Genomic DNA, 26,791 nt, shown 5'->3' on the forward strand with positions numbered 1-26,791 from the left:
GGCCTTCGTCATAATTCAGGGTATGACACAGAATATTGAGGATTTGCACGTTTATCTGCGCAAAATCCGCCCCGGCGAACGTACGTCGCTTTCGGTAATTGCAAGCTTGGTCCACCAAGGCGCGACGCTGCTCGACTTGGGCTGTGGCAGTGGTGCTTTGGGTCAGTACCTGAATGAAACAATGGGTTGCACCAGTGACGGACTGACTTGGAGCGAGGCAGAAGCCGCTCACGCACGTCCTTACTATGGACAAGTCGAAGTGGCAGATCTGGAAACATGCGATCTGCTTGCATTATTTACAAATAAACACTATGACTACATCGTCTGCGCCGATGTGCTCGAACACCTGCGACAGCCAGAGCGGATTCTGGACGCCTGCCGCAAGCTTTTGAAGCCTGATGGCAAGCTGCTGGTTTCGGTTCCCAACGCCGGTTATGCCGGTCTGGTGGCCGAGTTGCTGCAAGGCGAATTCCGTTACCGCGAAGAAGGCCTGCTCGACCGCACGCATCTGCGCTTCTTCACCCGCCGCTCGCTCGCGCGCTTTCTGGGCGAGAACGCCTGGCGCATCGACGTGCTGGACACCGTGCGCCGGGAGTTGCCCGAGTCCGAGTTCAAAACCCAGTTCGACGACCTGCCCCCGGCCGTGGCGCGCTATCTGCTCGCTACCCCCGACGCGCTGGCTTACCAGTTCATCGGCGCTGCCCATCCCGAGGCCGAACCCGTCGCCGACAACCCCGATCAGGCCAACGAGATCGAACCGGCGCATGCCCTGTTCACCTCGCAGCTGTACGTGGATCTGGGCAACGGCTATGCCGAGGACACCAAGATCAGCGCCACGGGTGCCATGGGCAATGATCGCCAACTGGTCAAGTTCGACATTCCCGTTTCGGATTCGCCGCTCGGCCATCTGCGCCTCGATCCAGCCGACCGTCCGGGCTTTCTCTATCTGTACTCCATCGTGCTGCGCAACGCGAGTGGCGAAGCGCTCTGGAACTGGTCGCCCGATCAGCCCGACAGCTTCCGCCTCGGCAACGCCGCACACCACCAGATCGTCTGGCAACCGCCAGCGCCGCGCCTGTCGTCGGCCACCGTGTTGCTGCTCACGGGCGATGATCCATGGATGGAGCTGCCGCTGATCGCCGCCCAACTCACGAATCAGCTTCAGCAGACACTGTCGCTGGAACTTGAAGTCGGCTGGCCCATGTCGGCCGACTATCTGGCGATGGCCCATCAGGTGCAGCCGCTGCACACGCGCATCGATCAACTGAGCTCCACCGTCAACGACCTGAGCGGCCAGATCGTCGATCTGAACGGTCAGATCAACACGTTGAATGGCGAGACTTCGAGCCTCACCCATTCGCTGTCCGTAAGCGAAAACCAGCGTCGCGGTTTTCAGGACGAGTCCGCGCAATTCCAGCGCAACGCCACGCGCCTCGAACATGAGTTGGTCAAGGTACAAGGTGAGTTCAAGGATCTCGCCAGCCATTTGAAGAACATCGAGAACTCGACCGTTTTCAAGGCCACACGACCGCTGGTCAACGCCAAGATCGCACTGGACCGTTTGCGCGGCCGCGCGCCCAAGCACGAGAAGCTGCAGGCCAAGCAATTCATGCAGACCGCACAACCCGCCACGCCCATCGCGCCCACGCCGCACCCCGTGGATGTGATCGTGCCGGTCTACCGAGGCCTCGCCGACACTCAGCTCTGCGTCGAATCGGTGCTCGCCGCGCCGGTGAAGGTGCCCTACCGCCTCATCGTCATCAACGACTGCAGTCCCGAGCCCGAGGTGGCGAACTGGCTGCGCGAACGTGCCGCTGGCGAGCCACGCATCATGCTGCTGGAGAACGAGGAAAACCTCGGCTTCGTCGGTACGGTCAATCGCGGCATGGCGATCTCGGATGCCAACGACGTGCTGCTGCTCAACAGCGACACCGAAGTGGCCAACGACTGGCTGGACCGCATTCGCGCTGCGGCCTATGGCGACAAGAAAATCGCCTCGGTCACGCCGTTCTCGACCAACGCGACGATCTGCAGCTACCCGCGCTTTTGCGAAGACAACCCGCTGCCGCCCGGCTACGACACGGCGCGCATGGATGCGCTGTGCGCCGCGACCAATCCCGGCGCCGTCGTCGACGTGCCGACCGGCGTGGGCTTCTGCATGTACATCCGCCGCGACAGCCTGAAGGATGTCGGCCTTTTCGACGTGAAGAACTTCGGCAAGGGCTACGGCGAAGAAAACGATTTCTGCCAGCGCGCGGAAGGTGCCGGCTGGCGCAATCTGCATCTGCTCGACACCTTCGTTCTGCATACCGGCGGCGTGAGCTTTGGCGACAGCAAGAGTCCGCGCGAACGTGCCGCCATGGAAAAGCTGGCGCGCCTGCACCCCAACTATGCAAGCGACGTGCACAAGTTCGTGCAGGCCGATCCGGCGCGTCCGTATCGCCTCGCGCTCGACGTGGCACGCATCCGCGACGGCAACCTGCCCGTGGTTCTGGCCGTGCTGCACGACCGCGCGGGCGGCACCGTGCGCCACGTGCGCGAGCTCGCCGAGCACCTGACCGGCAAGGCCGTGTTCCTCACGCTCACGCCCTGCGCCAACAAGAGTCTGGCGCTGCGCATGGCGTCCGAGGCCGAAGGTTTCGATCTGACCTTCAAGATCGACGAGCAGTTCGAAGACCTGCTCAACGTGCTGCGTCAGTTGCATGTCTCGCACGTGCACTACCACCACTTGCTCGGCCACGACAAACATGTGCGCGACATTCCTGCGCTGCTGAACGTCACCTACGACTTCACCGCGCACGACTTCTACAGCTACTGCACCTACATCACCATCACCGGTGAGGAAAACCGCTACCAGGGCGAGCTCTCGCCCGGCCAATGCAAGTGCTGCACGCCCGACATGCCCGCGCCCATGGAAGGCAACGTGGCGCGCTGGCGCGGCGCGAACGCGCGTTTCCTGAGCGCCGCGCGCACCGTGATCACGCCCAGCCACGACACGGCCAAACGCATCATCGGCTTTGCGCCTGCGGCCAACGTGCATGCGATCCAGCACACCGACATCGACCCCAGCGTGCCGCTGCCCGTGCCCGCACCCCAGCCGATCGCCGACAAGCGCGCGCTGCGCATCGTCGTGCTCGGTGCGCTCAGTGCGATCAAGGGTGCGGACGTGCTCGAAGCCGCCGCCGTCGAAGCTGCGCGCCAAGGTGCTCCGATCGAGTTCCACCTGCTCGGCTACGGCTACCGCCATCTTCTGAGTCAGCCCAAGGCCGCGCTCAGCGTGCACGGCGCGTACAAGGAAGAAGAACTGTCGCAACTGCTCGCGTGGCTCAAGCCCGACCTGATCTGGTTCCCCGCGCAATGGCCCGAAACCTACAGCTACACGCTGAGCGCCGCGCTGCAGGCCGGTCTGCCCGTGGTCGTGCCCGACATCGGCGCGTTCGGCGAGCGCGTCGTGAACCGCCCATGGACCTGGATCCACGAATGGGATCGCGATGCCAAGGAATGGGTCGATTTCTTCAAGCAGATCCACGGAGAGAACTTCACGCCCGCCGTTGCGCCAGCCATCGAGTCCGCCCAACCAGGTGCGCCAGAGATGCCTTCCGCCGAAAGCTGGACCTACGCGAGCGACTACTTCAGCAACATGTCCGCACCATCGGAGCCTGCAACCGATGCCGCGCCGCTGGAGCGTGACTACATGGCGCAGTTCGTGCCCGAGCGTGCCTATGTCGGCGCGACCAAAGCGGGCGTGCTCGGCGTGCTGGTCTACCTGCGCTCACTGCCTGTGCTGCGCGGTGTGGCGAGCAAGATTTCACCGCAGTTCCAGCGCCGGGTGAAGACCTGGCTGAACGGCTGATCCGCCTTTCAACCATGCTTCACGCAAGCAGAAAAATGGGCTCGTTCGCGAGCCCATTTTCTTTGATCATTTGCCGTCGGCGAGCACCCGGAACAACGTCCAGTTCGCGCCATCCGTTTTCTCCAATTGCAGATGCGTGTTGCCCTTGAGCTGCTCTGCATCCTGCACGTTGGCAAGCACGAAGTCTGCCTTCACCTTGGCGAAGTCAAAGCGCTCGGGCTGCACGCTGAGCGTCACCGCATCCATGCGCGGACTCGTGATCTGGAAGTCGGCGGCGGCGAGTTTGGGCTCCAGCTTGATCTGCATGAACTGGTAGCGGTTGTAGACCTGATCGAGCTTGCCCTCGGGGTCCAGATCGCGCCAGAACTTGAGCGGCGGGTCGTAGAAGAAACTGTTGACCACGCTCACACCGGAGATCGGTAACGCGCTCACCCACAGGTCCTCGTTCACCACCGCAACACGCGCGGGAACGCTGCCGCCCGGACGCTTGAGCGCGGATTGCAACTCCGGCACCAATTGCACATGCTGCGGAGCCTGCTGCAGCGGATTGAACGGCAGGCTCACCGCCAACGTCCATGCAGCGCTGATTGCCACGGCGTTCCACACCTGTCCGCGCACCAGCAGATAAGCCAACCACGCAGCGCCCGCGAGCACCAGCGCGAACACGGCAGGATTGAGCCAGTCCTGCATGGGCACAGGCATCATCGTCAGGCAGTGCCAGTTGAACCACGCAAAGCCAACGGCCGTCGCAGCACCAAGCACCTGCAAAACCGACACGCGCAAACGCGATCCGTCGCTCCATTGCTTGAGCGCCGAAGCCTCCTTGAGAAAGTGGCCGAGCAGGAAAACCTGCGCAAGCGCCAGCACCACATCCAGCCGGAACGCAGGCACCTTGCCCCACAAAGTCGCGCGCGCGAGCCAAGCGGGAATGCCCACGAACATGTGGATCAGCACGAATGCGATGAACAGCCACAGCACGGCGACGAACGCATCTACGGAACGCGTGATCGTGAACCGCAGAACCGTAGCCACCGCCAGCGGAATCAGCAGATAGAGACTTCCCGCAGCGTCACTCGGAATCGACCACTGTGAGCTTTCGTATAGCGTCACCAGATTGGCCAACCCCTTGGACAGATGCCACGGCTCGACATAGCCGCCCAGCTCCATCGACCGCTGACCCGGATACACCGTCTGGCCCAACGCGCGAATGGCCTCCTGCGCATCGCTCCACCAGGCCGCAAGCAGCGCACCGCCGACCAACGCAGCAAGCACCACGCCAATGGCCTGCGCCACGCCCCAGTTCATTTGCGCACGCATCTGCCACAGTTGCGCCAAGGTGAGCAGCGCCATCAGGTACGCCAACGGAATCTGCCACCCCGGATAGAGCACGAGCACAAAGCCTGCCGCAGCCCATCCCAGCACCAAGCCCCAGAACGCCGCGCCGACCTTGTTTTCAGCCAGAAAGAGTCGCACCGCAGCCCATGCCGCCAGCACCGGGAAGAAGCTCACATAGGCAGGCCAGCCCGACCATCCCACGGAATAAGCCGACCCCGGAACCAGCACCGCAAGCACCGCCGCCTTGCGCCAATCCAGCGCAAACCAGCAACGCAGCACAGCCCACACAGCCAGAAAGCAGGCAAAGAACGGAAACCACCAGTGCCACGCCAGCGCGCGTTTCAAATCGAGCGCGAAAAAGCCCCAGCTTGCGGGCTTGGCAATCGCTTCCAGGCCCAAGGTTGGCGCACCGCTCATGCCGACCACATTCATGTTCTGACCGTAGACGCCATGCAGCGGATTGACCGAGGAAAGCCAGTTCGGCTCCACTGCCTGGCTCATCGCCAAGGGCGTGACGATCAGCCATTCATCGCGCCGCACCTCCTGCGCCTTGCCGATGAAGTTCGCACCATCGTGCTGCAGGATCTTCGCGCGGTCGAGCAGCAATGGAAGCGACGATCCGCTCCATCCGCCCGCCACCAACAAGACAAAGGACGCCAGCACCATCGCGACAAAACCGCGCGCGCCAGCAACGCCTTCGCGTCTTGCAAACGCGACCAGCAGATACGCCACGGGCAGCAAGGCCGCCAACGCCAGAGCGAGCTTGGCCTTCATCGACGGCTTGCGCTCGCCCGCAGGAATCTGCACCTGTCTGGCCGATTCGCTCAGGTCGAGTTCAAACCGCCCACCATCGCCATTCGTGATCTGCACGCGCAGCGGGAAAGTGCCGGAAGAGATGTCCTGCGGCAAACGCACTGGCAGATGGAAGCCGCTGTTGAGCCACAGCGCTTGCTTGGTGGACTCGACCACATCGGGTCGGTTCATCAGAAAGCCAAGTCGACCGCGATAAATGCGTTGATCGCCGAGCCAGATTTCCACCAAGGTAACGTACACGCTCGGGTTGTACGCAGCGGCCCAGCCTTGCAGGGTCAGCACGCCATCGCGCACCTCGGCCTTGTCGACAAAGCCCTTGCCCGCGGCCTGTGGCGTTGATGGCGATGAAGCAGCGGGAACATCCAGCTCGCCACGCGCATCGCGCGCATGGCTGGATGCAGGAAACAGGGAAACAGCGAGCCAGATGCACAGCACGAACATCGCCGGAAGCAGGCGATGTGGCTGTGTGGCGGTGAAAAGAAAACTCCTCGGCGACATGGTGTGGTGCGCGGCTCGCGCACCGTGCGCCAACCCTGATCCTCCTGTGCCGCGCAAGTTAACACAGTTTGTCTTGCGCGCAACGGGGTTCAGGAGAGCTTAACGGTAGCCCGGCATCACGCGATAACGCAGTTGCTGCATGAGCCTGCGGCGCAGCATCTGCATGCCGCTGAGTTGCGGTTGGCGGAACACGCCCACGGTGTCGCCCCATGCTGCGCTGTCTTCCGATGCGTGCGGCTCCCAGTCGGTGGAGACCTGCATCAGCTCCAGCGATGCGTACTTGGCAAGCGCCCGGTATCCATCAGGATAGAAACGCCAGCAGTCCTGTGGGTAACGGTGCTCCGGCCCGCGCGATGGAGCCAGCAGAAAGATGTGGCCGCCCGGCTTGAGCACACGCACCATCTCCAGCCACGAGCACCAGAAATATTCCACATGCTCGAAGGCCTGACCGGAGACGATCACGTCGACCGAGAAGCTGTCGAACGGCAGGCGGTAAGGAGATTCCAGCACCACATCCACGTTCGGGCCGGCACCGAGATCGACGCCGGTGTATTGCCACTTGGGATGCAGGAAGAACTGCTTGTAGCTGCCATTCACGTCATAGCTGCCGATGTCGATGATCTTCAGCGACTTGTCGGTGCTGGGCGAGAGGTATTTGTGAACCAGCCCCTGTACATGGGCCAGCGAACTTGTATGCATTCTTCCGAGTCCTTGATGATTCAGTCAGTCACGGCTTTTCGATGACGATGGCGTCCTGGTGATGCCAGAACTGGCGCTCGGCCACCTTGAGCAGACGTGCCTCGGGCAGCGTCTCTGCGATGCGGGCGCGCACAAAGGCTTCGGACGTGAACGTCGTGCCGTATTCCTGTCCGTCGATCGCATTCGATTCGCTCGACGCGACGAAGAAATAGCCGTTCTCGTCCAGCGTGACGTTCTGCTTGAACACCGCTTCCGCGCCGTGCGTGGTGAACACCAGCACGCCACCGGGCGCGACCATGTCGTAGATGCGCTTGAGCCAGCGCGACCATGTCGATGCAGGCAAGTGCGTGAACAGCGAAAGAACGAACACCAGATCGTGCTGCTTGTCCCATTGCACCTGCTCGGGCACGGAAGGCGAGACGAAGCCTTCCACGCCGAAAGTCTTGCGCGAGAACTCCACGGAGTCCACCACCACGTCGTTGGCGACCACGCGGTTCGCACCCAGCGCCTTCACCAGATGGCGCGTGAAACGACCGTGACCGCTGGCGAATTCGAGCACGCTTTGGGTCTTCAGAAGCGGGTGACCCACCTCTTCCAGCAGCAGCACCAATTCAGACATGGTGCGCCAGCCGTCAGCCAGATAGTCGCGGATCGGATTCAGGCTCGATGGATGAGCGGCGAAGAACTTGAAGATGTCGTCCGCTTCGGAAATCTGGCAAGGGCAGCCCATCCACTGGCCGTACGACAGCAGCGGAAAGTGTTCTTCGATCAGGTTGTGCGCCGCCAGACGCGTTGCGGCCACGTCGCGCGCAGCCACCAGTGTCTGACCGGCGGCTTCCATCTCGCCACGGGCCATCAAGGCCTTGGCATGGGCGATGGGATCGGGCGTCGTCGTCGAAGCGTTATCAGAGGACATCATCAAGTTCTACAAAAATTCTGTGGAAAGCCAACGAGCAGGAAACTCAGGTCCATTCATGCGGCAGGCGAACCAGCCCCGGCATGAGCGTTGGCGAAACAAAGCGGAAATGCTGGTAGTGCAGCCACGCATCGTAAAGCACGAGGCCGCTTTCATCGAAAAGGTAGGCGCTGACCACGTACTCGCCACTGTGCAGCGGCAGATTCGGGAAGCGCAACACGGACTCCCACGTGCCATCGGCCAGACGACGCGGATGCGCGCCCTCTTCATGCGTGGCAAGCGACGTGATGCCCGTGCCTTGCGACTGCTCGATCATGAAACCGAGATTCGGGCGCTCATCGCCATGACCGCGCACGTGGAATGTGGCCACCAGGTCCACGCTCTCCATGAGCGGCGGCTTGCCCTCACCCAGATCGGAAATCGTCACCGACAGCAGGCTTGCGCCCAGACCATCGGAATTCGTCTGCATGCGCGTGCCGGTCGTCGCCGACTCGGCTGGCAGATCGTCGTCCAGCGCGTTGAGCGTCACATCGGATTCGTCACCAGCGCCCTCGATCACCGCAGGCTGCGCTGCAGGCGCAACCGCATCAGCACGCAGACGGCTGTGCATTTCGTACGAGCCCATGACCGCTTCGGTCGGCCCCATCTCCATGACCTGCCCGCCCTTGAGCCAGATGGCCTGATCGCACAGATGACGGATATGGTACGAGCTGTGCGAGCAGAACAGAATCGTGCAGCCCGCGTCGCGGAACTCCATGATGCGCGCAACGCACTTCTTCTGGAAATGCTGGTCGCCCACGGCCAACGCCTCGTCGATGATCAGCACATCGGGCGGCACGGCTGTGATCAGCGCAAACGCCAGTCGCACGGTCATGCCCGACGAGTAGGTCTTCACCGCCCGGTCCATGGCATCGCCGAGTTCGGAGAACGCGATGATTCCCGGCTCCAGCTTGGCCATTTCCTCGTGGCTGATACCGATGAGGCTGCCCGCGAAATACAGATTGTCGCGTCCGCTGAACTCGGGGTGAAAACCCGCGCCCAATTCGAGAATCGCTGTCACACGCCCCACGCGGTCCACCGTGCCGGAACTGGGCTGCATCGTGCCCGCCAGCAGCTTGAGCAGCGAGCTCTTGCCCGCGCCGTTGTCACCCACCACGCCGACGCACTGCCCGCGCTTGAGCTCGAACGAAATGTCCTTCAGCGCCCAATGGCTGCGATGGCGCACCTTGTTGCTGAACAGCGCCTTGAAGCGCTCGCGCGGCGAATCGTAGAGCTTGTATTCCTTGCTCACGTGGCTCACGCGCAGCACCACGTCATCCTTGAGCTGCAGCTTGTTGGGGGCTGTTGTTGCTGTCGTCTGCGCGCTCATAGCCAATCCACCAACTGATCATGGCTGCGGCGCACCGCAACCGACAACAGCAACGCCGCACCCGCAATCCACAAGCCCAGCGCCAACCAGACGCTAAAGGCAGGCCAAGCACCCTGCAGCAAGATGGTCTGCCAGCCGGACGCCACAGGCGTCATCGGATTGATCCACAGCACCCAGCGCCACGCGGCCGGGAACAGGGTCATCGGAAACAGCACCGGCGACACGAAGATCCCGATCTGCAGCGCAAAGCCTACGATCTGCACCGTGTCACGCAACGCAGCCGCCATGATGGCGAACAGATAGGCCAGCAGAAAGCTCATCACCACCTGCAGCACCAACAGCGGAAGCACCGCGATCACCGGCAGCGCGAAATGATGCACAGGCGCATACGCCAGCGTGAGCAACAGCAGCATCGGCCCGAACACGACCGTGCTGGCGAGCACCGTTCGGGCAGGAAAAATGATGGGCGGCAGCGCGTTCTTCTGCAGCAACCCGCCAGCATCCAGCAGGCTCGACGTGCCGCGACCAAACGCATCGCAGAACGCCATCCAGGCCAGCGAACCGACGATCAGATAGGTGCCGACACGACTCGTGGGTGCATGCTCGCCAAGACGCATGGCGAAGACCACATCGAACACCAGATAGTAGGCCGCCACCGTCAGCAGCGGCTGGATATAGGCCCAGAGCACCCCCACGGCAGAGCCCTGGTAACGCGCGACGACCTCCCGTCGCGTCAGGACCGCGACGAGACCACGCAAACGCCAGAGCTGCGCGAGTTCAGAGAGAAAAGTGCCCATGCAATCAGAAAGTACCCAGTTTCGACACAGCGGCGAAACTGCAGAGAACGCTCCACAAAAAGCGACGCGAGCGGCTTGCTTGAAAAGAAGAAGCCAACTCGCGTGTTGTCATCAGAGCATTGTGACCCGTATCGTGCCCACCGCCCAGCCCGGAGGCGGCGATGGGTTTCAGGTACGAATCGTATCAGTGATTGGATTCAATGGTCCCGCAACAGGAACTGCGCGTTACATGATTTCACTGATTGCCCTAGCCAGATTACTTCTTCGCTGGAGCAGGCGCTGTCAATGGAATGGGCGCCGGAGTCACTGTAATGCTCTTGATGGCTGCATCATTCACTTTGGCATCCTTGATCAAGCCCTGGGCATACTCCATGCGGGTACGCATCAGCAGTCGACGCGCGGCTTCGCCACGCAACTGATCTGCCACTTCCTCGTATGCGAGCGTGCGAGCCGGACGACGCTCCACCAGCTGGATGAGATGCCATCCAAACTGGGTCTTCACCGGGGCACTGATTTCGCCACTCTTAGTCAGAGCTGCCATTGCTTTTTCGAATTCAGGCACAAAGCGGCCTGCTGGAGCAAACCCCAGATCGCCACCCTTGGGAGCATTGCCCTTGTCTTCCGAATTCTCTTTGGCCAATTTTTCAAAATCGGCCCCGCCCTTCAATTCAGCGGCCAGTTTGTCGATCTTGGTCTTGGCTGCAGGCGTGTCACCCTCAATCAGAATATGGCGTACGCGCGCATCGGCTGGTGCTTCGAATGCCTTGGGATTGGCCTTGAACTGCGCACGTGCGTAGTCGTCCACCGCCTTGGCACTGGGCATGTGCGATTCATCGTATTGCTCGAGGCGCACCTCGGACAAAAATCGCTCTTCATTGAGCTTGAGCTGCGCCTTCACCTCAGGTTTGGCAGCCAAGCCGTTCTTCTGCGCTTCCTGCATCAGCAGACGACGGGAAGCCAGATTTTTTGCCAGCTCCGTCAGAGCCGTTTGGTTTTCAAGCGTACGTTGGGCCATGGCTTCGGGAGCCTGAGCCAATTCCGCACGAACATCCTGATCCGTGATCTTGATGCCACCCACCTCAACCAGCACCACTGGCTGGGCAGCCCAGACACCAGCAGCCATGCATAGACCCACAGCGGTCAAACCCATCTGACGATACATATTCATAACGACGTTCAAAAATCCGTTGTTCAAAAAATGATATGCCCTCAGATCGAGGTCCAACGCAATCAACAAGACACACCACGGAAAATTTTGACATAAAAAAAGGCGGGGAAGTTCCCCGCCTTTTCAGTCACGCTTTACAGCGTCCCATCAGTTACCTGATTAAGGACGTGTGTAACGGTGAGTCCAGTTGATGCCGTAGTTACCAGCAACACCAGCTGCAGCAGCTGGGTTGTAAGCCTTCACGAAGGCAGAACCCAGAACTGGCAGGCCCAGACCACCGTTAGGTGTGCGCAGACCGCCCCAGCCGTTCACGAAGTTACCTGTGTCCAGGTCCTTGATAGCGACAGTAGCGCCCACCACGGCAGTAGCCTTGGCACCTGCGTTGTTGAAGCCCAGAACGGACACTTCACCGCAGAATGGAGCAGCAGCGCTGCCTGGGGAGATCACAGGACCGGAAACGGTCGTGTTTTCTTCACGATCCCACACGAAGGAAGTCACACCCTTCACGCAGATAGCGTCACCGGAGATGGTGGCGTTGGATGCGGTGAAGTAGGTAGCGCCCGTAGCGTAGGTAGCCTTAGGTGTGGTGCCCGAGTAGTCCACAGCCACGTTGTAGCGGCGTGTAGGCATTGTGAACACCCAGTCAGTCTCGGCTTCGATGCTGGCCAGTGTCCAGAATTCGTTGGACACTTGCGTAGCAGCCAGAGCCTTCGACAGGTTGTCAGCTTGAACGCGAGGAGTCACAGCGCCACCAGCGTATGGTGTGGACAGGTCAGGCAGGTCATACTGCGAAGCAGAAACGATGCTGTTGGTGAACAGTGGATCGGCAGTGAAGCCGTTCACGTTGCTAGCAGCTTCCGACATTTGTGGGAAGTACACCAGGTTACCCTTGGCCAGCTTCGCTGTTGCGTCAACAGCTTCGATACCAGCAGCTGTACCGCTCCACGACAGTGCCTTAGGCACGTTCATGATGGTCCAGTTAGCAGCGATACCGTTGGTAGGCTGTTGCAGACCCAGAGCTTGGTAAGCAGCCAGATTGATCTGGTCTGTGTCCAGAGTGGACCAAGCTGTGTTGGTGCCGTTGTCAGCGCACTTAGCAACGCTGTTAGCGTGCTTGATCAGCGGATACACACCCGAAGTGGAGGATGGGATGTCGGCCATATTGAAGATTTCAATGTAGCCTTCACGTGTTTCACCAGCCAGGTCTGTCGACTTGGGGTTCAGACGTTGAGTCACGAACGGTGTGCTGTTGATAACAGACTTCTCTGGCTTCGTGCAAGAAGCGTCAGCAGTCGTCAGGTACGACAGGCCGTCCTTGTTTTGGCTGACGTTAGCAGTCCACACGTCGCCTGGCGACAGGAACACTTGGAAGTCAAAAATGTCGTCCGAGTTCTTGGCGCCGCGGAAGCGAACCTTCACAGCCTTGCCGTTCACGGTGTCGGTGTTGATCAGCGACAGCAGGGTGGCGTTGCCACCTTGTGTGCTGAAGTAAGGCACCAGCAGCATGTGACCTTGATTGGTGTTGCTGAACTGCAGAGCAGTTGCCGTGCCGGTTGTATCGGCAGTGACAATCGCGTGAGCGCTGCCAGCAAAGCCCACCACAGCGGTAGCGATGCTCAGAGCGAGAACATTCTTCTTCATAGAAACTCCAGTTGAAAAGTTGTTTGGCGCAACTAAGGTAGAGGTTGATTACGCCTTTTAATCCTAGCATAGGGGGCAAGCGCTTTGGCTAAATATTTCCACCCCCTGAATGCAGCATGTTGGTTAGGTGCAACAGTTAACAGCTACTCGATACGTCTTCCTCCGTCAGTCACGCCATTTCATCAACCTGCATGAGACACCGATGCACTTCAGATTCTCTCGAAGTGCCACCACTGCCCCTCCTCCAAAAGCCATGTTTCATCCACATAAGTCATGACCTCCATCGCTCCCTTTCCGGAACCGGAAATCATTGGAGCAAACGCCGTCAGCTTCATTCGGGCGATGCATTTGTCCTTTGTTTCGCAAGTGACCTTGTAGGCACTGGCATCAGACACTCGACCGTCACGCCCCCGGGATTCCTGAAAACGCTGCTGCGAGACCATGCCCTTGTATCCCGGCGTATTGTATTGATATGCCTTGGCGAAGTCACCCTTGATCAAGCCTGCCCAGCGCTCTGTGGCACGTTCTGCAACAATTTCTTCTGGCGAACGCGTGGATACGCTGGCACAACCGCCCAAAACAGCCATCAGCATTGCAATGCAGGCTCCCTTGATCAACATCGTGCGTCGATTGTTTTGGGCCTGGTGACTTTGCAATTTGGCGGATTCACCCATTTTGACTTACTCCTGGAAACAGATTAAACACCGCTAAAACGCGGTAACTTATTGTGGCGTGGGGGCAACCAAGGGCGGAGCCGTCACTGTCGACTTGGACTCCTTGTTCAGCCCATTGAAGTCTCTCATCCCCCTCATCCGGTCGCGCAGATCGTCGGAGACCTCCCGGATGTCAATGTCAGAGCGGACCACGCGTGGAGAGATGATGACCAGCAATTCCGTGCGCGCGTTCGTGTTGGCATGCGTGCCGAACAGCGCACCTACCACAGGTATTGACGACAGCAACGGCACCCCCGTTTTGGTCTTGGAATCGGAGTCTTTGATCAAGCCTCCCAGCACAATGGTTTCCCCGGAGCGCACGGCTACCTTGCTGCTGATCTGGCGCTGCATGAAGGAGGGCTTCGTAGATGTCTTGTTCAAGATGTCCGTGAGCATTTGATCGATTTGCATGGTCACGAGATTGCCCGCGTTCACCGAAGGCGTCACAACCAAGTTGACCCCAGTATCTTTGTACTGAACGGTGGTTGTTACCGCGCTGGTGGTTCCCGTGGGATAGATGGTCGAGCCAGTTTCCACCGGTTGCTGTTCACCAACAGCGATGGTGGCTGTATGGTTATCCAGCACCATGAGGCTTGGACTCGACACCACCTTCAACTGGGTCTTCTCAGCCAAGGCTGTCAGCTTTGCCTGGAGTCGTCCATAAGGATTGGAAATCGAGTACGAAAAACCGCCGTCAGAATTCGCGATCCCACCGACTGTGCCGGAGCCCGTGTGTCCGCCGCTTTTGCTTCCTTCTGTGAAGTACCACTGCAATCCGTACTCCATGTCATCACCCAAGGTGACTTCAACAATGCTCGCTTCAATGAGCACCTGGGTTGGCGGGATGTCCAAGCGCTTCAAGGTGGACTCGATTCGCTCGTACTCAGCGCGGGTCGCCCAGATCAGCACGGAATTGTTCAACTCGTCCGCCACCACCCGAATCGAGCCAAAACTGGCCGTCACGGAGATGGAAGGGCGATTGGTGTTCGCCGTGTTGGTCTGGCGCAGGTTGTTCAACCCGCCCGATCCAAAGCCCGTTCCAGCCGATTGTCCAAACATGCCGCCACCGAAGCCACCCGTACCACCGCCACCGAATGAGTTGTTGACGCCACCAAACGCGTTGTTGTTGATCGCATTGTTGTTATTGAAGGCATTCGCACCCGTCGTTCCGGCCGCTCCGCCCTGGCCAGGGGCCACACCTGTGGCACCCGTGGCATTGCTTGGTTGAAACGGATTCTGCATCCCGCTGAAAATACCGCTCAGAACTGTCGCCAGATGGCGTGAATTCACGTTTTGAACCTGATAGATGAACAACTGTGGCTCTGCGCCGTTGTCGCTGGGCTTGTCGAGCTTTTCGATCCAGCGGCGAGCTTCTTCCAGGTAGGCCGCGCGCGGAGTCACAACCAGAATGCTGTTGATTCGGGCCATGGGCAATACACGGATCGCGCCATAGAGCGGGAAATTCTCGCTCAACGCGGTGGCGGCTGCCTGACTGGCAGCCCCCTGACCGCCTGCTGCGCCACCCGGTTGCGCCTGTGCTCTTGCAGGAGCAGCACCGCCACTTGGCGCACCGGAAGCTCCTCCAGGGGCCGCACCGCTGTTGAGCAGTTGAAGAGCGGATTCCACTTCCTGCACGGACGCATACTTGAGCGGAAACACGCCGACCGTCATGCCTTTGAGCAGGTTGACGTCGAAAGTGCGCACCATGTCCATCCAGCCCTCGGCCTGCGTGCGCGAGCCCACCATGACAAGCATGTTGCGGACCAGATCGACTCGCACGATGGCATCGCCTGGCACCATCGGCTTGAGAATGGCGGCCATTTCCCCGGCACCAATGTATTGCAGCGGAATCAGCACCGCCCCATAGCCCGGGGCCATCGGCCCTTTTCCGCCAGCCACACGAATATTGGAGACCACGCCCTTGAGCGACTCCAGCTTGCCGACGTGGTAGACGCCGCGGGCATCGCGGCCCATCGCCATACCGTTGACCTGCAGCGCACTTTCCAGCAACGCCAGAGCGTCGTCAGGCTTCAGTTGAGTGCTCACCGACAACGTCACGGTACCCGTGACCGGGGGATGGATGATGTAATCCGCCTTCAGCACCTCGCGCATGAATACGTGAACCACATCCAGAAGAGGCGCTTCCTCGAATTTGTAGGAACTGGCCGCCCCTTCAAGGGGCACATACGGAGCAGGTGCTGCGTACATCTGGTCGTTGCCCAGCAGGATGCGCGGCTCGAATTTGGACTCGGCGCTACCCTGCTCCGCAGGTTTGCCACCGGCTTCTGCCTTGGCAGGTGCGGACGAAGGGGCCACAGGCGCACTTCCCGCCGCCGGACTGTTCGGAGTTTGAGCCTGCAGGCCACCTGCGACAACGACGAGGACTGCCGCTGCAATCAATTGACTCGGTTTCATGAAATTGGCTTTGTTCATTGTGTAATCGGTTGCGCACCTGCACGAATACGTGCCTCGTTGCGGCGTTTCATACGTTCGCGTTGTTGCTCTTCCACTCGCTGGCGGCGCTCATCCGCGGATTCGTTGGTGACCGAACCGGGTGGTGGCACTGCAGGAGCGCCGGCTGCCCCCCCCGCATTCGGCGCTGCCGCCACAGCAGCTTTCGGTGGTGGCGCCGGCTTGGCCGTCACCAGCAGCAGCTTGCGCTCTTCACCATTCTTGTCAAATATCGCATTGCGATCTTCGATCGTCTTGAGCTTCCATCCCCCAAGAACCTCATTCACAGACACCCGGCGAACCTTGCCATCCACACTGGCCAGCATGCCGGTAGGCGAGTCACCGCCGCCATACAAACCAAACACATGGATATTGGCAAGCGGATCGACCGGCGGCTCGCTCTCCTCAGCTGTTTTGGGCGGCGGAGGCGGTGGCGGGGGACGACGGCTTGGCGAGAACAGGGGTCGCTCCAGTGTCGCGACAAACAGATTGACATCCACCGCCTTTGTAGCCGGCGGCAATGGGTCTGCAGCAGCGAGCTCAGGGAATACCGGAGCAGGAGGACTCCAGATCGTGTTGCGCAGTGATCCGTCCGGCTTGATCCACAGGGCGATCAAAGCGCCCACCAAGACAAGTATCAGCACTGAAAAAATGCGTGTTGCGGACTGTTTCATACCGATTTCTGGTGCAACACCGTCAGTTTGAGTTCTGTGCCCAGGCGCTGCGGCGTATCTGCGCGCTGCAATCCCACCACCTGAATGTTGATGGCGTCCACCAGAATCACAGGGGTGAGACTGGGCAGCACAGCCAATGCGGCTTGCAGATGTATCAATTCACCTTCCACGCGCACAGAAAGCGAAATATGCTCGAAACCCTGCTCTGCCTTGGTCGGCAGCACCTGACTGCTGACCACGGTGAGCCCCGCAGCACTGAGCACGGAGCGCACTTGCTGCTGCGCGTCATTGCCGGCTTGCGTGGCATCCTTGTCCTTGGGGTAGACAAATTGCGCAACCCGCTCATTCAGTGATTTGAGCTTCTCATCCATCTTGTCCACGCTCTGACGCAGCCCCAGCAACCGCGCAAAACGCGGTTCCAGTCGATCCAGCGTGTCTTGCGCTGCCGCGTATTTGTTGGCGATGAACATTCCCAGCAACAGCATCGGGATCAACAGCACCAGAATGGAAAGCGCCAGCGAAATCTTGTCGCGACGTGTCAGCGAATTCATCGAGCCCCTCCAATGGTTGGTGTGCCTGTTGTTTTGGGCTTTTGCGCACCCGGAGCAGAGGCTGCGGGAACGGGCGCTTTGGCCGCAGAAGCCGCAGTCGCAGCGGAAGTGGCTGCACTTTGAGGCGCAGACGCAGCTCCTGCGGGAAGGCTGGCAGCGACCACCGGCCCGGAGGCCGCCGTAGCCGCTCCCGATGCTGCAGAAGCGGGAGCCGTAGCTTCCGCCGTCGTCACACTATCGCCTTTCAATGCTGCAGCCGTCTGGGCATTGGCCTCGGAAACGCCAAAATCATCCGTCAATTGGAATTCGATCTGAAACGCTTCCTTGGTCATTCCCGGTTGCCGTACAGCCGCAGACGGAGCTTTCACCTCGCGAATCTCGGACTTCGACCCCAATTTCTGCATCAGCGCTGATGCATCGGACGCCTGCCCGACGATCAGCACCTTGCGATCCGTGATCTGCAGACGGTTCAGCATGGTGTCGTCCGGCAACGTGGTCGTCAGCATCTGAATGACCTGAAGGGGATCGAGGCGATGCCCGATGATGTCTGCCAACGCCTTGACTTGGTCGTCTGCCTTCAGCAGCGCTTCGCGTTTGGCAATGGCCGGTGCCGCCGATTTATCCAACGCCGCGTAGGCCAGATTGGCTTGAAGCACCCGCGCTCGCAGCTGCAGATAGGGAGTCACTGCCATGGCAACGCAAAGGACAACAACTGTCCCCGCCAGCCCAGCCAGAACTTGCCAGTGTCGGCGAGTCGCGCGTTCACGCTTTTCCTCACCAAATCCAGTCATCAGCAAGGCTCTGTCGTTCCGACGGCTCAGTCCAGCCCATACCTCGGCAGACTGAGGCTCGCCGCCCAGACCCTCGCGCGTGCCCAGAAACTGCTCCACCCGGCGACGCGACGCCAGTGTCAGTTCCACCTCCATCAAGGAGTCGTCCTCCTTGGCCTCAGTGGGGTAAGTCGCATATCCCCAGACCAGATCTCCAGCAGAAAACGGAGTGCTGTTCATCGCCTCCAACGCCAATGCCTGCTTGATCTGATCACCGTCGATGCGCGGCATGAACAGCTTTTTGCGCAGCAACAAGTCGTCGGGGAGCATGATCGCCTCGAAGGCCGACTGCTTGTTGTCATCCGCGGCCAAAGCAGCCGTGTCGATTTTTCGAAATCCGTGGATTGCGTCATCAGGCACCCACTCGGACGCCGTACCATCCGCCATCTTCAGGGAAATCACCGTGCGCGGCGCGAGCCATGACCAGCCCGGCGCTCGCGCAAGCTTGCGCCACGGGCTACGAACTTCGGCCCACAGGGTCCGAAGGTCAAGGCCGAACAGCTTCAGTTCGTCACTGGCAATAGGCATCTTCAATTCTTATGGTTTGAGGGCAGACTCGACCCGGGAGCTGGCGTAAAAAGGCCGCCATGGTAACCCGTTGGGCGAGTTGGGAGTAATTGTGTAGCGACGGACAACAGTGATCGCGTCGCCATCCGGCAACGCTACACGCGCAGTGAACTCGATGTTACTGTTTGCAGTGCCTTGATCCACCCAGGCACCATTCATTTTGGTGGTGTCGACTGTTGGATTTTCCTCACTGCGTGCCTGAATGAAGCTGTTGACCGCTGCTTGATCGCCCCCGGCAATCACGGCAAGCACTGACGGCGGCGCCGCCTTGATGTTGACTTTGCCATTGCCGCCCGCATCGGTGGTGACGAGTGGCGCGACCCGCGAATACAACGCATAGTCCACCCCCGGCAACAGCAAAAGGTCCTCAGGCGACTCGAAATTGGGAGGCTTGCCGGAGGGCCCAGGAACCGTTCGCGCTGCATTGATGGCCTCGACCAGACTCCCTGCAGAACCTGCATCCAGCCCTGCGCCCAATTGAAAAACGGCCTGCAGCAATTCCAACGGGGCGCGATTGAGATCGATATAGCCGTTCATTGGAATCATCTGAACATCGACCGATTGCCCAAAGACCGGTACAGGTGCGCTGATGAGCTGTGCTGGAGGCTTGCCACTGGCGACCACGCCCTGAAGCGCCACTTGAATGGCCGCCTCTCCAGTCGCCGAAGCCTGCAGCGTCTGACGGGAAAACGAGGCCGTTTTCAGCTCGGACTTCACGGTCAACATCAATCCGCCCACCATCACACTGAGCGCCGCCACCAGCCACAGCACGGCGATCAGGGCAAAGCCGCGCTGCTGGCGGGTGACTTGTCCGCCAGATTTGCGCCCATACCGACGCGAAGCGCGCACCTCGCAATCGATCAAACACCGCGCATCGGAGTGCATCATGAGGCCCCTCCGATCACCGGACCACGGGGACGACCCAGTCCTTCCGGCCAACTCGCAGGCAATCCACGCAAAGGAACAACCCACTCCAGTGGCAATTGCGTGCCACGCTGCAAACCGATCATCACGCGCGAAGGCAGGTAATCTGGACGATCCCAAGCCTGCATCCATTCGCTGTTTGCATCGATATTCTCCGGCTTGTCGTTTTCATACTGAATGACCAACCCCACCACATCGGTCAGCAAGACCTGTGATGAAAGCCCACCCCAATCCGGAAAAGCGTTCTGATCAGCCCATGGGCCATAGCGCAACACCAAGGACGACGTGTTTCCCGTGGGCTCCACGGCCAGATGGAAAAAGCTGCGCCCACCCGCGCCATAGCGTGCAGGCAGAATCCCGACCCACGAAATCTCGTTAGGCTGCCCCATGAACAGCACGGGGGGCTTGCCTGACAGCTGAGAATTGGTCGATGGTGATGACTGATTGAGGCTGGTTCCTGCCGGCAATGGGCGTGCCGATACACGGCCCAAAGTGCCGCGCACAAAATTCTCGGCCACCCTGGCCTCATCCTGCTGCCAGAACTTGGCGTCCACGCGCTCGCTGCTTTGACCAGCTCCGCGCATCGCAGAAACCAAGGCCAGCATGATGATGGACAACAGCACCATCACCACCAGCATTTCCAGCAGTGTGAAGCCTCGCATGCGCCTGCTCGCCATGCCCGAAGGAAGTGTTGAACGGACCATCATGCCTACGGCCCCGGCCTTCTCGGCCCACGTTCGGGCCGAATCGTGCTCAGTTGGATCTGCCTGGGCTCGCCGCGCTCCACCCACGTCACCATGACCAGCACTTCGTGAAGCTTGGGCGCCTTGGGATCGGCATTTCCACTGTCGTAGGGCCTTGTCTGCAGAGACCAGTTGATGTCACCCACAGCACCTGACTCGGCGAGTCCGGCAGGAGGAACACCATCCACCCGTTGCAAAGCGGAGTCGGCAACCGAGGTCGCTCGTTGCCGCAATTCAAGATCGCCCACACTTCGAACGCTGGATCCGGTCGCTCGATAGAGCACACCCAATGCCACCGCCATGATGGCAAAGGCCACGAGCAGCTCCAGCAAGGAAAAGCCGCGCGCCGGTCGGCTGCGACGGGACATCGAAAGGCGGTTCATCGCTGGACCGGCTCCTGCTCCACGCGCCCTGAAAACCAATCCACCCGCAGACGCACGCCATCACCCGAACTTCGCAGCACGTCGACGCTGCCGCCACTCGCGCCACCCGAAGGCAGGAAACGAATGGAGAAATGCGCGCCCTTGGCTTCGCTGTTGGCGACCACTGCGCGCATTTCGATGTTGTCCGGGATCGGGCGTGGCTTGCCGCCCTCCATGCCGTATTGCTTGCTTTCAAGATCCACGGCAAAGACGGCCTCCCGGCCAGTCAACACCGCTCGCTGACGTGCAGCACGCATATCGGTAACGACACCGCGCACCGCATCACGGTATTCCATGGACGTCTTCATCTTGTCGTAGGACGAAGGCGCGATGGACATGACCAGAGCCAGGATGGCAAAAACCACCATCAGCTCAATCAACGTGAAACCGCGCTCCCGTGCCACGACAAAGCCAAACTTGCTGCAGTGCGTTATTTGCCGTTGCGCACGTCAGCGTTTTCACTCTCGCCGCCTGGCGCGCCATCGGCACCCAGCGACAGAATTTCAATGCCGCCGTTCGGGCCTGGATTGGCATAACGGAAAGGCTTGCCCCACGCGTCAGTCGGCACATCGTCGCCCTTGAGGTACGGACCCGCCCAGCCGTTGCCACTGCCAGGACGCTTCATCAGCGCGCCCAGGCCTTCTTCATTGGTCGGGTAGCGGCCCACGTCGAGCTTGTAGATTTCGAGTGCCTTGTCGATGTCGGCAATCTGCACTGCGGTCGACTTGGACTTGGCACCACCCAACTGATTCAGCACGCGCGGGCCAACCAAGCCTGCCAGCAGCGTCAGAATGGCCAGCACGACCAGCAATTCAATCAGGGTGAAGCCCGCCTGGGCCTTCTTTTTGCGAGTGTTGTTCATGGTTTGAGTCATATAAAACAAAACAGTTAAGCGGCGAGATCGTTGACCGACAGAATGCCCAACAGAATCGACACGATGATCGACGCGATCAGGATACCGAGGACCAGGATCAGCACCGGCTCCACCAGAGTCAAGGTGCGTTTGATACCCACCTCGACCTCACGGTTCAAAATATTTGCCAGCTCCAGCGTCATCGGGCCGATGCGGCCGGTTTCCTCGCCCACGCGCATCAGGTTGATGGCGAGCGGCTCGAAAATCCCCGTGCCGATGGCGGCATCTGCCACCTTCGTGCCTTCCTTGACCTTGGGAGCCATGGTTTCCAGCGGCTGGCGCAGCAACAGATTGGTGACGGTCTGCGTGGAAATATGCAGCGCAGTCAGCAGCGGCACGCCATTGCCGAGCAGCGTTCCCAGCGAGCGGGAGAACAGCGTCATCTCGTATTTTCTGGACAACGTGCCGATCAGCGGCAAGCGCAGCACCACCGACTGCCACCACTGGCGGCCCGCAGGTGTCTTGAGCCATTTGATGAGCAGCCAGACAAGCAACGCCGCAGCGATCACGATGAACCAGCCGTAGTGCTGGAACATTTTGCCGATGTTCATCACCACGCGCGTCGGCATGGGCAATGCGTCACCCATGTCGTTGAACAGTTTTTCGAACTGCGGCACCACGAAGCCCAGCATCGCCACAAGTGAAAGAACCGCCACCCCGAGCAGAATCGCCGGGTAGATCGCTGCCGAAATCACGCTTTCGCGCAGTGCGCGGATGCGTTCCATGTGCTCGACCAGCCGCGCCATGACAGACGCCATCTGACCGGAAATCTCGCCCGAGCGGATCATGTTCACGTAGAAATCGCTGAACAGATGCGGATGGTTGGACAGCGCCTTGCTCAGCGGCGTACCGCTTTTCACCTTGTCGAGAATGTCGACCAGCAGCGCGGTGACCGTGGGCTTGTAGCTCATGTCGATGAGCACGCGCAACGCGTTGTCCAGCGACAGACCCGCCTTCAACATGATCGCCAGCTCGGAGGTCAGCGACAGCACATCCTGCGCATTGACCTTCGCCTTGGGGTTGCCCTTTTTCCTGGGCGCGTTCTTCATGCCAGCCGCAGCAGCGCCACCCTTGCCGGCCCCAGCACCCGCTTCCTTCACGTCCAGCGGCGTCATGCCCTGGTCGCGCAGGCGTTTGAGCACCAGAGCGGCACTCGCGGCGTTCATGCTGCCCTTGGTGACCTTGCCGTTGGCGGCGGCTGCGCTCCAGTCGAAATCAGGCATCGCTCTGGTCCTGTGTCACGCGCGCCAGCTCATCCAGGCTGGTCGCACCGGCCAGCACCTTGCGCAGACCATCTTCGTGCAGGCTGAGCATGCCGTCATGCGCGGCGATGGTGTTGATTTCCACGGCGTCCTTGCCCTGCAGAATGGCCGAGCGGATCTTTTCGTCGAGCACCAGCAGTTCGTGGATACCGGTACGGCCACGGAAACCCGTCTGGCGGCACTGATTGCAACCCACGGACTTGTAGACCGGCGTGCCCAGCTCGCAGAAACGCGACAGGCCCGAGGTTTTCCATTCAGACTCGGACGGCACGTAAGGTGCCTTGCAGTCCTTGCACAGAGTACGCACCAGACGCTGGGCCAGAATGCCGTTCACCGACGAGGTGATCAGATAGCCTTCGACGCCCATGTCCTTCAAACGGATGATCGCGCCGGCGGCCGTGTTCGTGTGCAGCGTGGAGAGCACCAAGTGACCGGTCAGCGCGGACTGCACGGCGATCTGCGCGGTTTCACCGTCGCGCATTTCACCGATCATGATGATGTCCGGGTCCTGACGCAGAATCGAGCGCAGCGCGTTCGCGAAGGTCAGATTGATCTGCGAATGCACTTGAATCTGGTTGATGCCTTCGAGCTGATATTCCACCGGATCTTCGACGGTGATGATCTTCTGCGTGTCGGAATCGAGCTTGGCCAGCGCCGCGTACAGCGTGGTCGTCTTGCCCGAACCGGTAGGACCCGTGACCAGCAGAATGCCGTGCGGACGTGCCAACAGGCTGTTGAATTTCTCCAGCGTGTCCGCGGCAAAGCCCATGTCGACCAGACTGAAGCGAACGCTCGCTCTGTCCAGAACCCGCATCACGATGCTTTCGCCGTGCACGGTCGGCACGGTGGAGACACGCAGATCGAGCTCACGGCCCTTCACGCGGGTCTTGATGCGACCATCCTGCGGCAGACGACGCTCGGCGATGTCCAGATGCGCGAGCAACTTGACGCGCGAACCAACCGCAGCGCTGTGCTTGGGCGGAACAATCTCGGAGCCATGGATCACACCGTCGACGCGGTAACGCACGTGCATGCCGTCGTCGAAAGGCTCCAGGTGAATGTCGGATGCGCGCATGTCGATCACGCGGCCGACAATCGCATTGACCAGTCGAATCACCGGCGCCTCGCTCGCGAGGTCCTTCAAGTGTTCGACGAAATCGCCTGCGTCACCATCCAGATCTTCCAGGCCGCCTTCGACTTCCTGAGCGGGTTGCGCCAAGGCACGCTCGATGTCGGACACATTGGCGATGAACGGACGCACCTCCAGCCCGGACACCATGCGCAGCGCGCGGAGCACGAAGTCGTCCTGCGGCACCGCCATGGCCACATCCAGACGGCCTTCTTCGACACGCAGCGGCAAGACGTTGTGGCTGATGAGGAAGTCGGGCAGGACGCCCTCCACCTCGGGCATCAGCGTGGGAAATTCCTCGGCCGTGACGAACGGCACATTCAGTTGTTTGGACAGTGCCTGACTGATGTCCAGCTCTGAAACCACACCCAACTGCACCAGCACCTTGCCCAGCATGCCGCCCATCTCGTGCTGCGCATTGAGCGCACGATCCAGATCGCGGTGATTGATCTTGCCCGACTGCAGCAGTATTTCGCCCAGACGCGGGCGCGCAGGCTGATGCGTCTCGGCGAGTGTGGGTTCTGCGGTTTCGACTGGATGTGTCATCATAGAAAGTTGCTTATTCCTCGCTGGACGGTCGCCAACCGACCCCTCCAGCGGCATAACCCGCCATCATACCGGCCAAGCCTATGGCCGACCTAGCTAGATTCGCCTCAGGAAGTCATGCCGCTCGCACTGTTACGCAAATACAAAAAAAGGGGAAATTGGGGAGCATGGGCCACAGCGCTGGTTCTTTTTGTCGGTACAGCACAGGCGCAAATTGCGCCGGATGGCCTGCAACCGCGAGCGCCGCTGTATGTCACGCCGATGATTTCCGGGATTCTGCTGTGCAACGCCGGAAACGGTAACACCGAGCTAAAGACTCTGGAGCAAATACAGGATTGGTGCGTCAAAAACAACGCCGCCGATGATTTGGCAGCCAAAGACCTGCTCGACAAGCTGGAACCCGGCGGCGCGGACGGCAAGGTGCAACTGGGTTACACCCTGCTGGTGCCGCTGCTGGAGCTGTTTGAACAGCGCGATGGACGCTGGGAACTCAGTCCTGCCAAGGCAAAGCGATATCTGGATGTCATCACGGCCATCAAGCGCCCGGTGGTCGTCTATCTGATGGGTGACCATTACGACAGCAGTTCCCCGCTTTCAAAGGAGCTCGCCCAAGACCCGCGCAATCTGCTGGCCTACGCCACGGGGCCTGTGCCCCCCACCCGGTACTACAGTCACGGCGTCATTCCATTCACGTTGCGTACTGACGAAAGCATTCCTGTCAATCGCTACCGTTTTGACGCGCTGCGCCATATGACCCGGCAGATCAGCGCGCTGGATGAATCCGTGCGCTCCCGGATTGTTGCTGTCACGCTGGCCGGGGAATTGCATCAGCTCTACCCCGATTTCGAGAACGGCGTGGGGGAGTACGAGAACATCCAGGTCACGGACTACAGCCCCGAATCACAGAACGAATTCAGAGTCTGGCTTCAAAAGAAATATGGAACGTTGGACAGACTGAATCAGAAACTGGGTTTCCAGTTTTCCAGCGTGTCGGATATCACGGCACCATCGCTGGACATCCGCAAGACACCGCTCCAGTCGTTCTCTCAACACTACGACGCGTTTGCTGGTGGAACACTGCCGATCTTTGGCTGGATCTGGGATCCCAAGCAGAAGATCCAGCAACTGTCGCTGTACATCGATGGCAAGTTCCACAGCCAGATCACACGAGGACTCGGACGAATGGACGTGTACCGCGCCAAAGAGGAAGTGACCTCGCCCAACACCGGATTTCGCAGCAACGTGCAGTTTCGTGACATGCCTGCTGGCAAACATGTCGCCCAAATCATCGCCACCTCTGCCCAGAAAGACTACTTGCTCGGTGAGCGGGAGTTCGTCATCGTGCCGCGCGACCAGTCATCCACGGCCAATGTTCCGCCCCCCAAGCGCCGCGAAGGTTTGCCCGAGGCCAACCAGCTTGAGCAGCTCCAATACTGGCTCGACATGCCCAAGCCGCTTCAGGATGTGTACTACAACCCGCTGGCTCGCGAATGGAATGAATTCCGCGCAACGCAGGTCAACGGGATGCTCAACCACTTCTACCGAATCGCACGGACCGAGGGCATTCCCGCCAGGCTGCTGTTCTCGCACCAGATCGTTCCGGAAAGCAATGGCACATGGAATCCGGTGCTGTTCGCATCGGATGCCTCCGTGTCCAACGTCACCCCCTGGCGCAATGGCATCAACCAATATGGGCACAGCCCGTTCGCTTTTGAGTATCTGAAGAACAAGCACATCCGCGACTACGGAGTGCCCGAGTTCAATCCGCTGATGGGAAAAACGCCGCAACTGGCACGGCAGACGTTTGTTCAGCACTACCAGGCTGGCGCGCGCTTTGTGAGCCCGTTCTATCTCTCCGTGGTGCCCGCTCGCCTGCGTGCGCCCGACGACAAGCGACATTTCGACATCGCGCCGGACAACACCCGAGACGGAGCCAATGCGCTCTACTCCGCTCTGGAGTGGTTTGTCCGCAAATGA

General features: G+C 60.1%; 21 protein-coding genes. 2 read left to right on the top strand and 19 right to left on the bottom strand.

What is annotated here, in order from left to right:
- Nucleotides 1-22: 22 nt before the first annotated feature.
- Nucleotides 23-3,853, top strand: coding sequence for a methyltransferase domain-containing protein (locus G7048_RS07535; protein ID WP_166067539.1), 3,831 nt, complete (start codon nt 23-25; stop codon nt 3,851-3,853).
- Between the two features lie 66 nt (nt 3,854-3,919).
- On the opposite strand, the gene G7048_RS07540 is transcribed toward G7048_RS07535, so the two are convergent.
- From G7048_RS07540 to G7048_RS07630, 19 genes are all read right to left on the bottom strand, one after another.
- A complete protein-coding gene (locus tag G7048_RS07540; protein ID WP_166067540.1) occupies nt 3,920-6,499 on the bottom strand; it encodes a hypothetical protein in 2,580 nt (859 codons plus the stop codon).
- 99 nt (nt 6,500-6,598) lie between these two features.
- Entirely contained in the window at nt 6,599-7,198 is a 600-nt protein-coding gene (locus tag G7048_RS07545; RefSeq protein WP_166067541.1) for a class I SAM-dependent methyltransferase, read from the bottom strand.
- Between the two features lie 28 nt (nt 7,199-7,226).
- Nucleotides 7,227-8,117, bottom strand: a complete 891-nt coding sequence (locus G7048_RS07550; protein ID WP_240933207.1) for a bifunctional 2-polyprenyl-6-hydroxyphenol methylase/3-demethylubiquinol 3-O-methyltransferase UbiG — start codon at nt 8,115-8,117, stop codon at nt 7,227-7,229.
- 43 nt (nt 8,118-8,160) lie between these two features.
- Nucleotides 8,161-9,483, bottom strand: coding sequence for an ABC transporter ATP-binding protein (locus tag G7048_RS07555; protein WP_166067542.1), 1,323 nt, complete (start codon nt 9,481-9,483; stop codon nt 8,161-8,163).
- Nucleotides 9,480-10,280 (bottom strand): ABC transporter permease, encoded by an 801-nt coding sequence (locus G7048_RS07560; RefSeq protein ID WP_166067543.1) that lies wholly within the window; start codon nt 10,278-10,280, stop codon nt 9,480-9,482. The genes G7048_RS07555 and G7048_RS07560 overlap by 4 nt, the downstream gene beginning before the upstream one ends.
- Before the next feature lie 256 nt (nt 10,281-10,536).
- Nucleotides 10,537-11,514, bottom strand: coding sequence for a peptidylprolyl isomerase (locus tag G7048_RS07565; protein WP_166067544.1), 978 nt, complete (start codon nt 11,512-11,514; stop codon nt 10,537-10,539).
- A 93-nt stretch (nt 11,515-11,607) separates the two neighbouring features.
- Complete coding sequence (locus G7048_RS07570; RefSeq protein WP_166067545.1) at nt 11,608-13,089, bottom strand: cell surface protein; 1,482 nt, start codon at nt 13,087-13,089, stop codon at nt 11,608-11,610.
- A gap of 209 nt (nt 13,090-13,298) precedes the next feature.
- Nucleotides 13,299-13,763 (bottom strand): hypothetical protein, encoded by a 465-nt coding sequence (locus G7048_RS07575; protein ID WP_166067546.1) that lies wholly within the window; start codon nt 13,761-13,763, stop codon nt 13,299-13,301.
- A 48-nt stretch (nt 13,764-13,811) separates the two neighbouring features.
- Nucleotides 13,812-16,217, bottom strand: coding sequence for a type II secretion system secretin GspD (gene gspD, locus G7048_RS07580; protein WP_166067547.1), 2,406 nt, complete (start codon nt 16,215-16,217; stop codon nt 13,812-13,814).
- Nucleotides 16,218-16,231: 14 nt separating this feature from the next.
- Complete coding sequence (locus G7048_RS07585; protein ID WP_166067548.1) at nt 16,232-16,927, bottom strand: hypothetical protein; 696 nt, start codon at nt 16,925-16,927, stop codon at nt 16,232-16,234.
- Nucleotides 16,924-17,478: a type II secretion system protein GspM gene (gene gspM, locus G7048_RS07590; protein WP_166067549.1), complete on the bottom strand. Its 555-nt coding sequence runs from the start codon at nt 17,476-17,478 to the stop codon at nt 16,924-16,926. Before gspM ends, G7048_RS07585 begins: the two co-directional genes overlap by 4 nt.
- Nucleotides 17,475-18,836 (bottom strand): PilN domain-containing protein, encoded by a 1,362-nt coding sequence (locus G7048_RS07595; protein WP_166067550.1) that lies wholly within the window; start codon nt 18,834-18,836, stop codon nt 17,475-17,477. Before G7048_RS07595 ends, gspM begins: the two co-directional genes overlap by 4 nt.
- A 9-nt stretch (nt 18,837-18,845) precedes the next feature.
- On the bottom strand, nt 18,846-19,763 hold the full coding sequence (locus tag G7048_RS07600) for a general secretion pathway protein GspK (protein ID WP_166067552.1): 918 nt from the start codon (nt 19,761-19,763) through the stop codon (nt 18,846-18,848).
- Complete coding sequence (locus G7048_RS07605) at nt 19,760-20,461, bottom strand: prepilin-type N-terminal cleavage/methylation domain-containing protein (protein ID WP_166067553.1); 702 nt, start codon at nt 20,459-20,461, stop codon at nt 19,760-19,762. The genes G7048_RS07600 and G7048_RS07605 overlap by 4 nt, the downstream gene beginning before the upstream one ends.
- Nucleotides 20,462-20,508: 47 nt before the next feature.
- Complete coding sequence (locus G7048_RS07610) at nt 20,509-20,925, bottom strand: prepilin-type N-terminal cleavage/methylation domain-containing protein (protein ID WP_240933208.1); 417 nt, start codon at nt 20,923-20,925, stop codon at nt 20,509-20,511.
- Nucleotides 20,922-21,332 carry a GspH/FimT family pseudopilin gene (locus G7048_RS07615; RefSeq protein ID WP_240933209.1) on the bottom strand — a complete coding sequence of 137 codons (411 nt, stop codon included), beginning with the start codon at nt 21,330-21,332 and terminating at the stop codon, nt 20,922-20,924. The genes G7048_RS07610 and G7048_RS07615 overlap by 4 nt, the downstream gene beginning before the upstream one ends.
- Before the next feature lie 62 nt (nt 21,333-21,394).
- On the bottom strand, nt 21,395-21,826 hold the full coding sequence (gspG, locus tag G7048_RS07620; protein ID WP_166067555.1) for a type II secretion system major pseudopilin GspG: 432 nt from the start codon (nt 21,824-21,826) through the stop codon (nt 21,395-21,397).
- Between the two features lie 26 nt (nt 21,827-21,852).
- On the bottom strand, nt 21,853-23,100 hold the full coding sequence (locus G7048_RS07625) for a type II secretion system F family protein (RefSeq protein WP_166067556.1): 1,248 nt from the start codon (nt 23,098-23,100) through the stop codon (nt 21,853-21,855).
- The gene (locus G7048_RS07630) at nt 23,093-24,814 is read right to left on the bottom strand and encodes a GspE/PulE family protein (protein WP_166070857.1); all 1,722 of its coding nucleotides are present in this window, start codon (nt 24,812-24,814) and stop codon (nt 23,093-23,095) included. Before G7048_RS07630 ends, G7048_RS07625 begins: the two co-directional genes overlap by 8 nt.
- Before the next feature lie 366 nt (nt 24,815-25,180).
- On the opposite strand from G7048_RS07630, the gene G7048_RS07635 reads away from it, so the two are divergent.
- Nucleotides 25,181-26,791 (top strand): beta-galactosidase, encoded by a 1,611-nt coding sequence (locus tag G7048_RS07635; protein ID WP_166067557.1) that lies wholly within the window; start codon nt 25,181-25,183, stop codon nt 26,789-26,791.

The organism is Diaphorobacter sp. HDW4B, from assembly GCF_011305535.1.
Classification (GTDB): domain Bacteria; phylum Pseudomonadota; class Gammaproteobacteria; order Burkholderiales; family Burkholderiaceae_C; genus Diaphorobacter_A.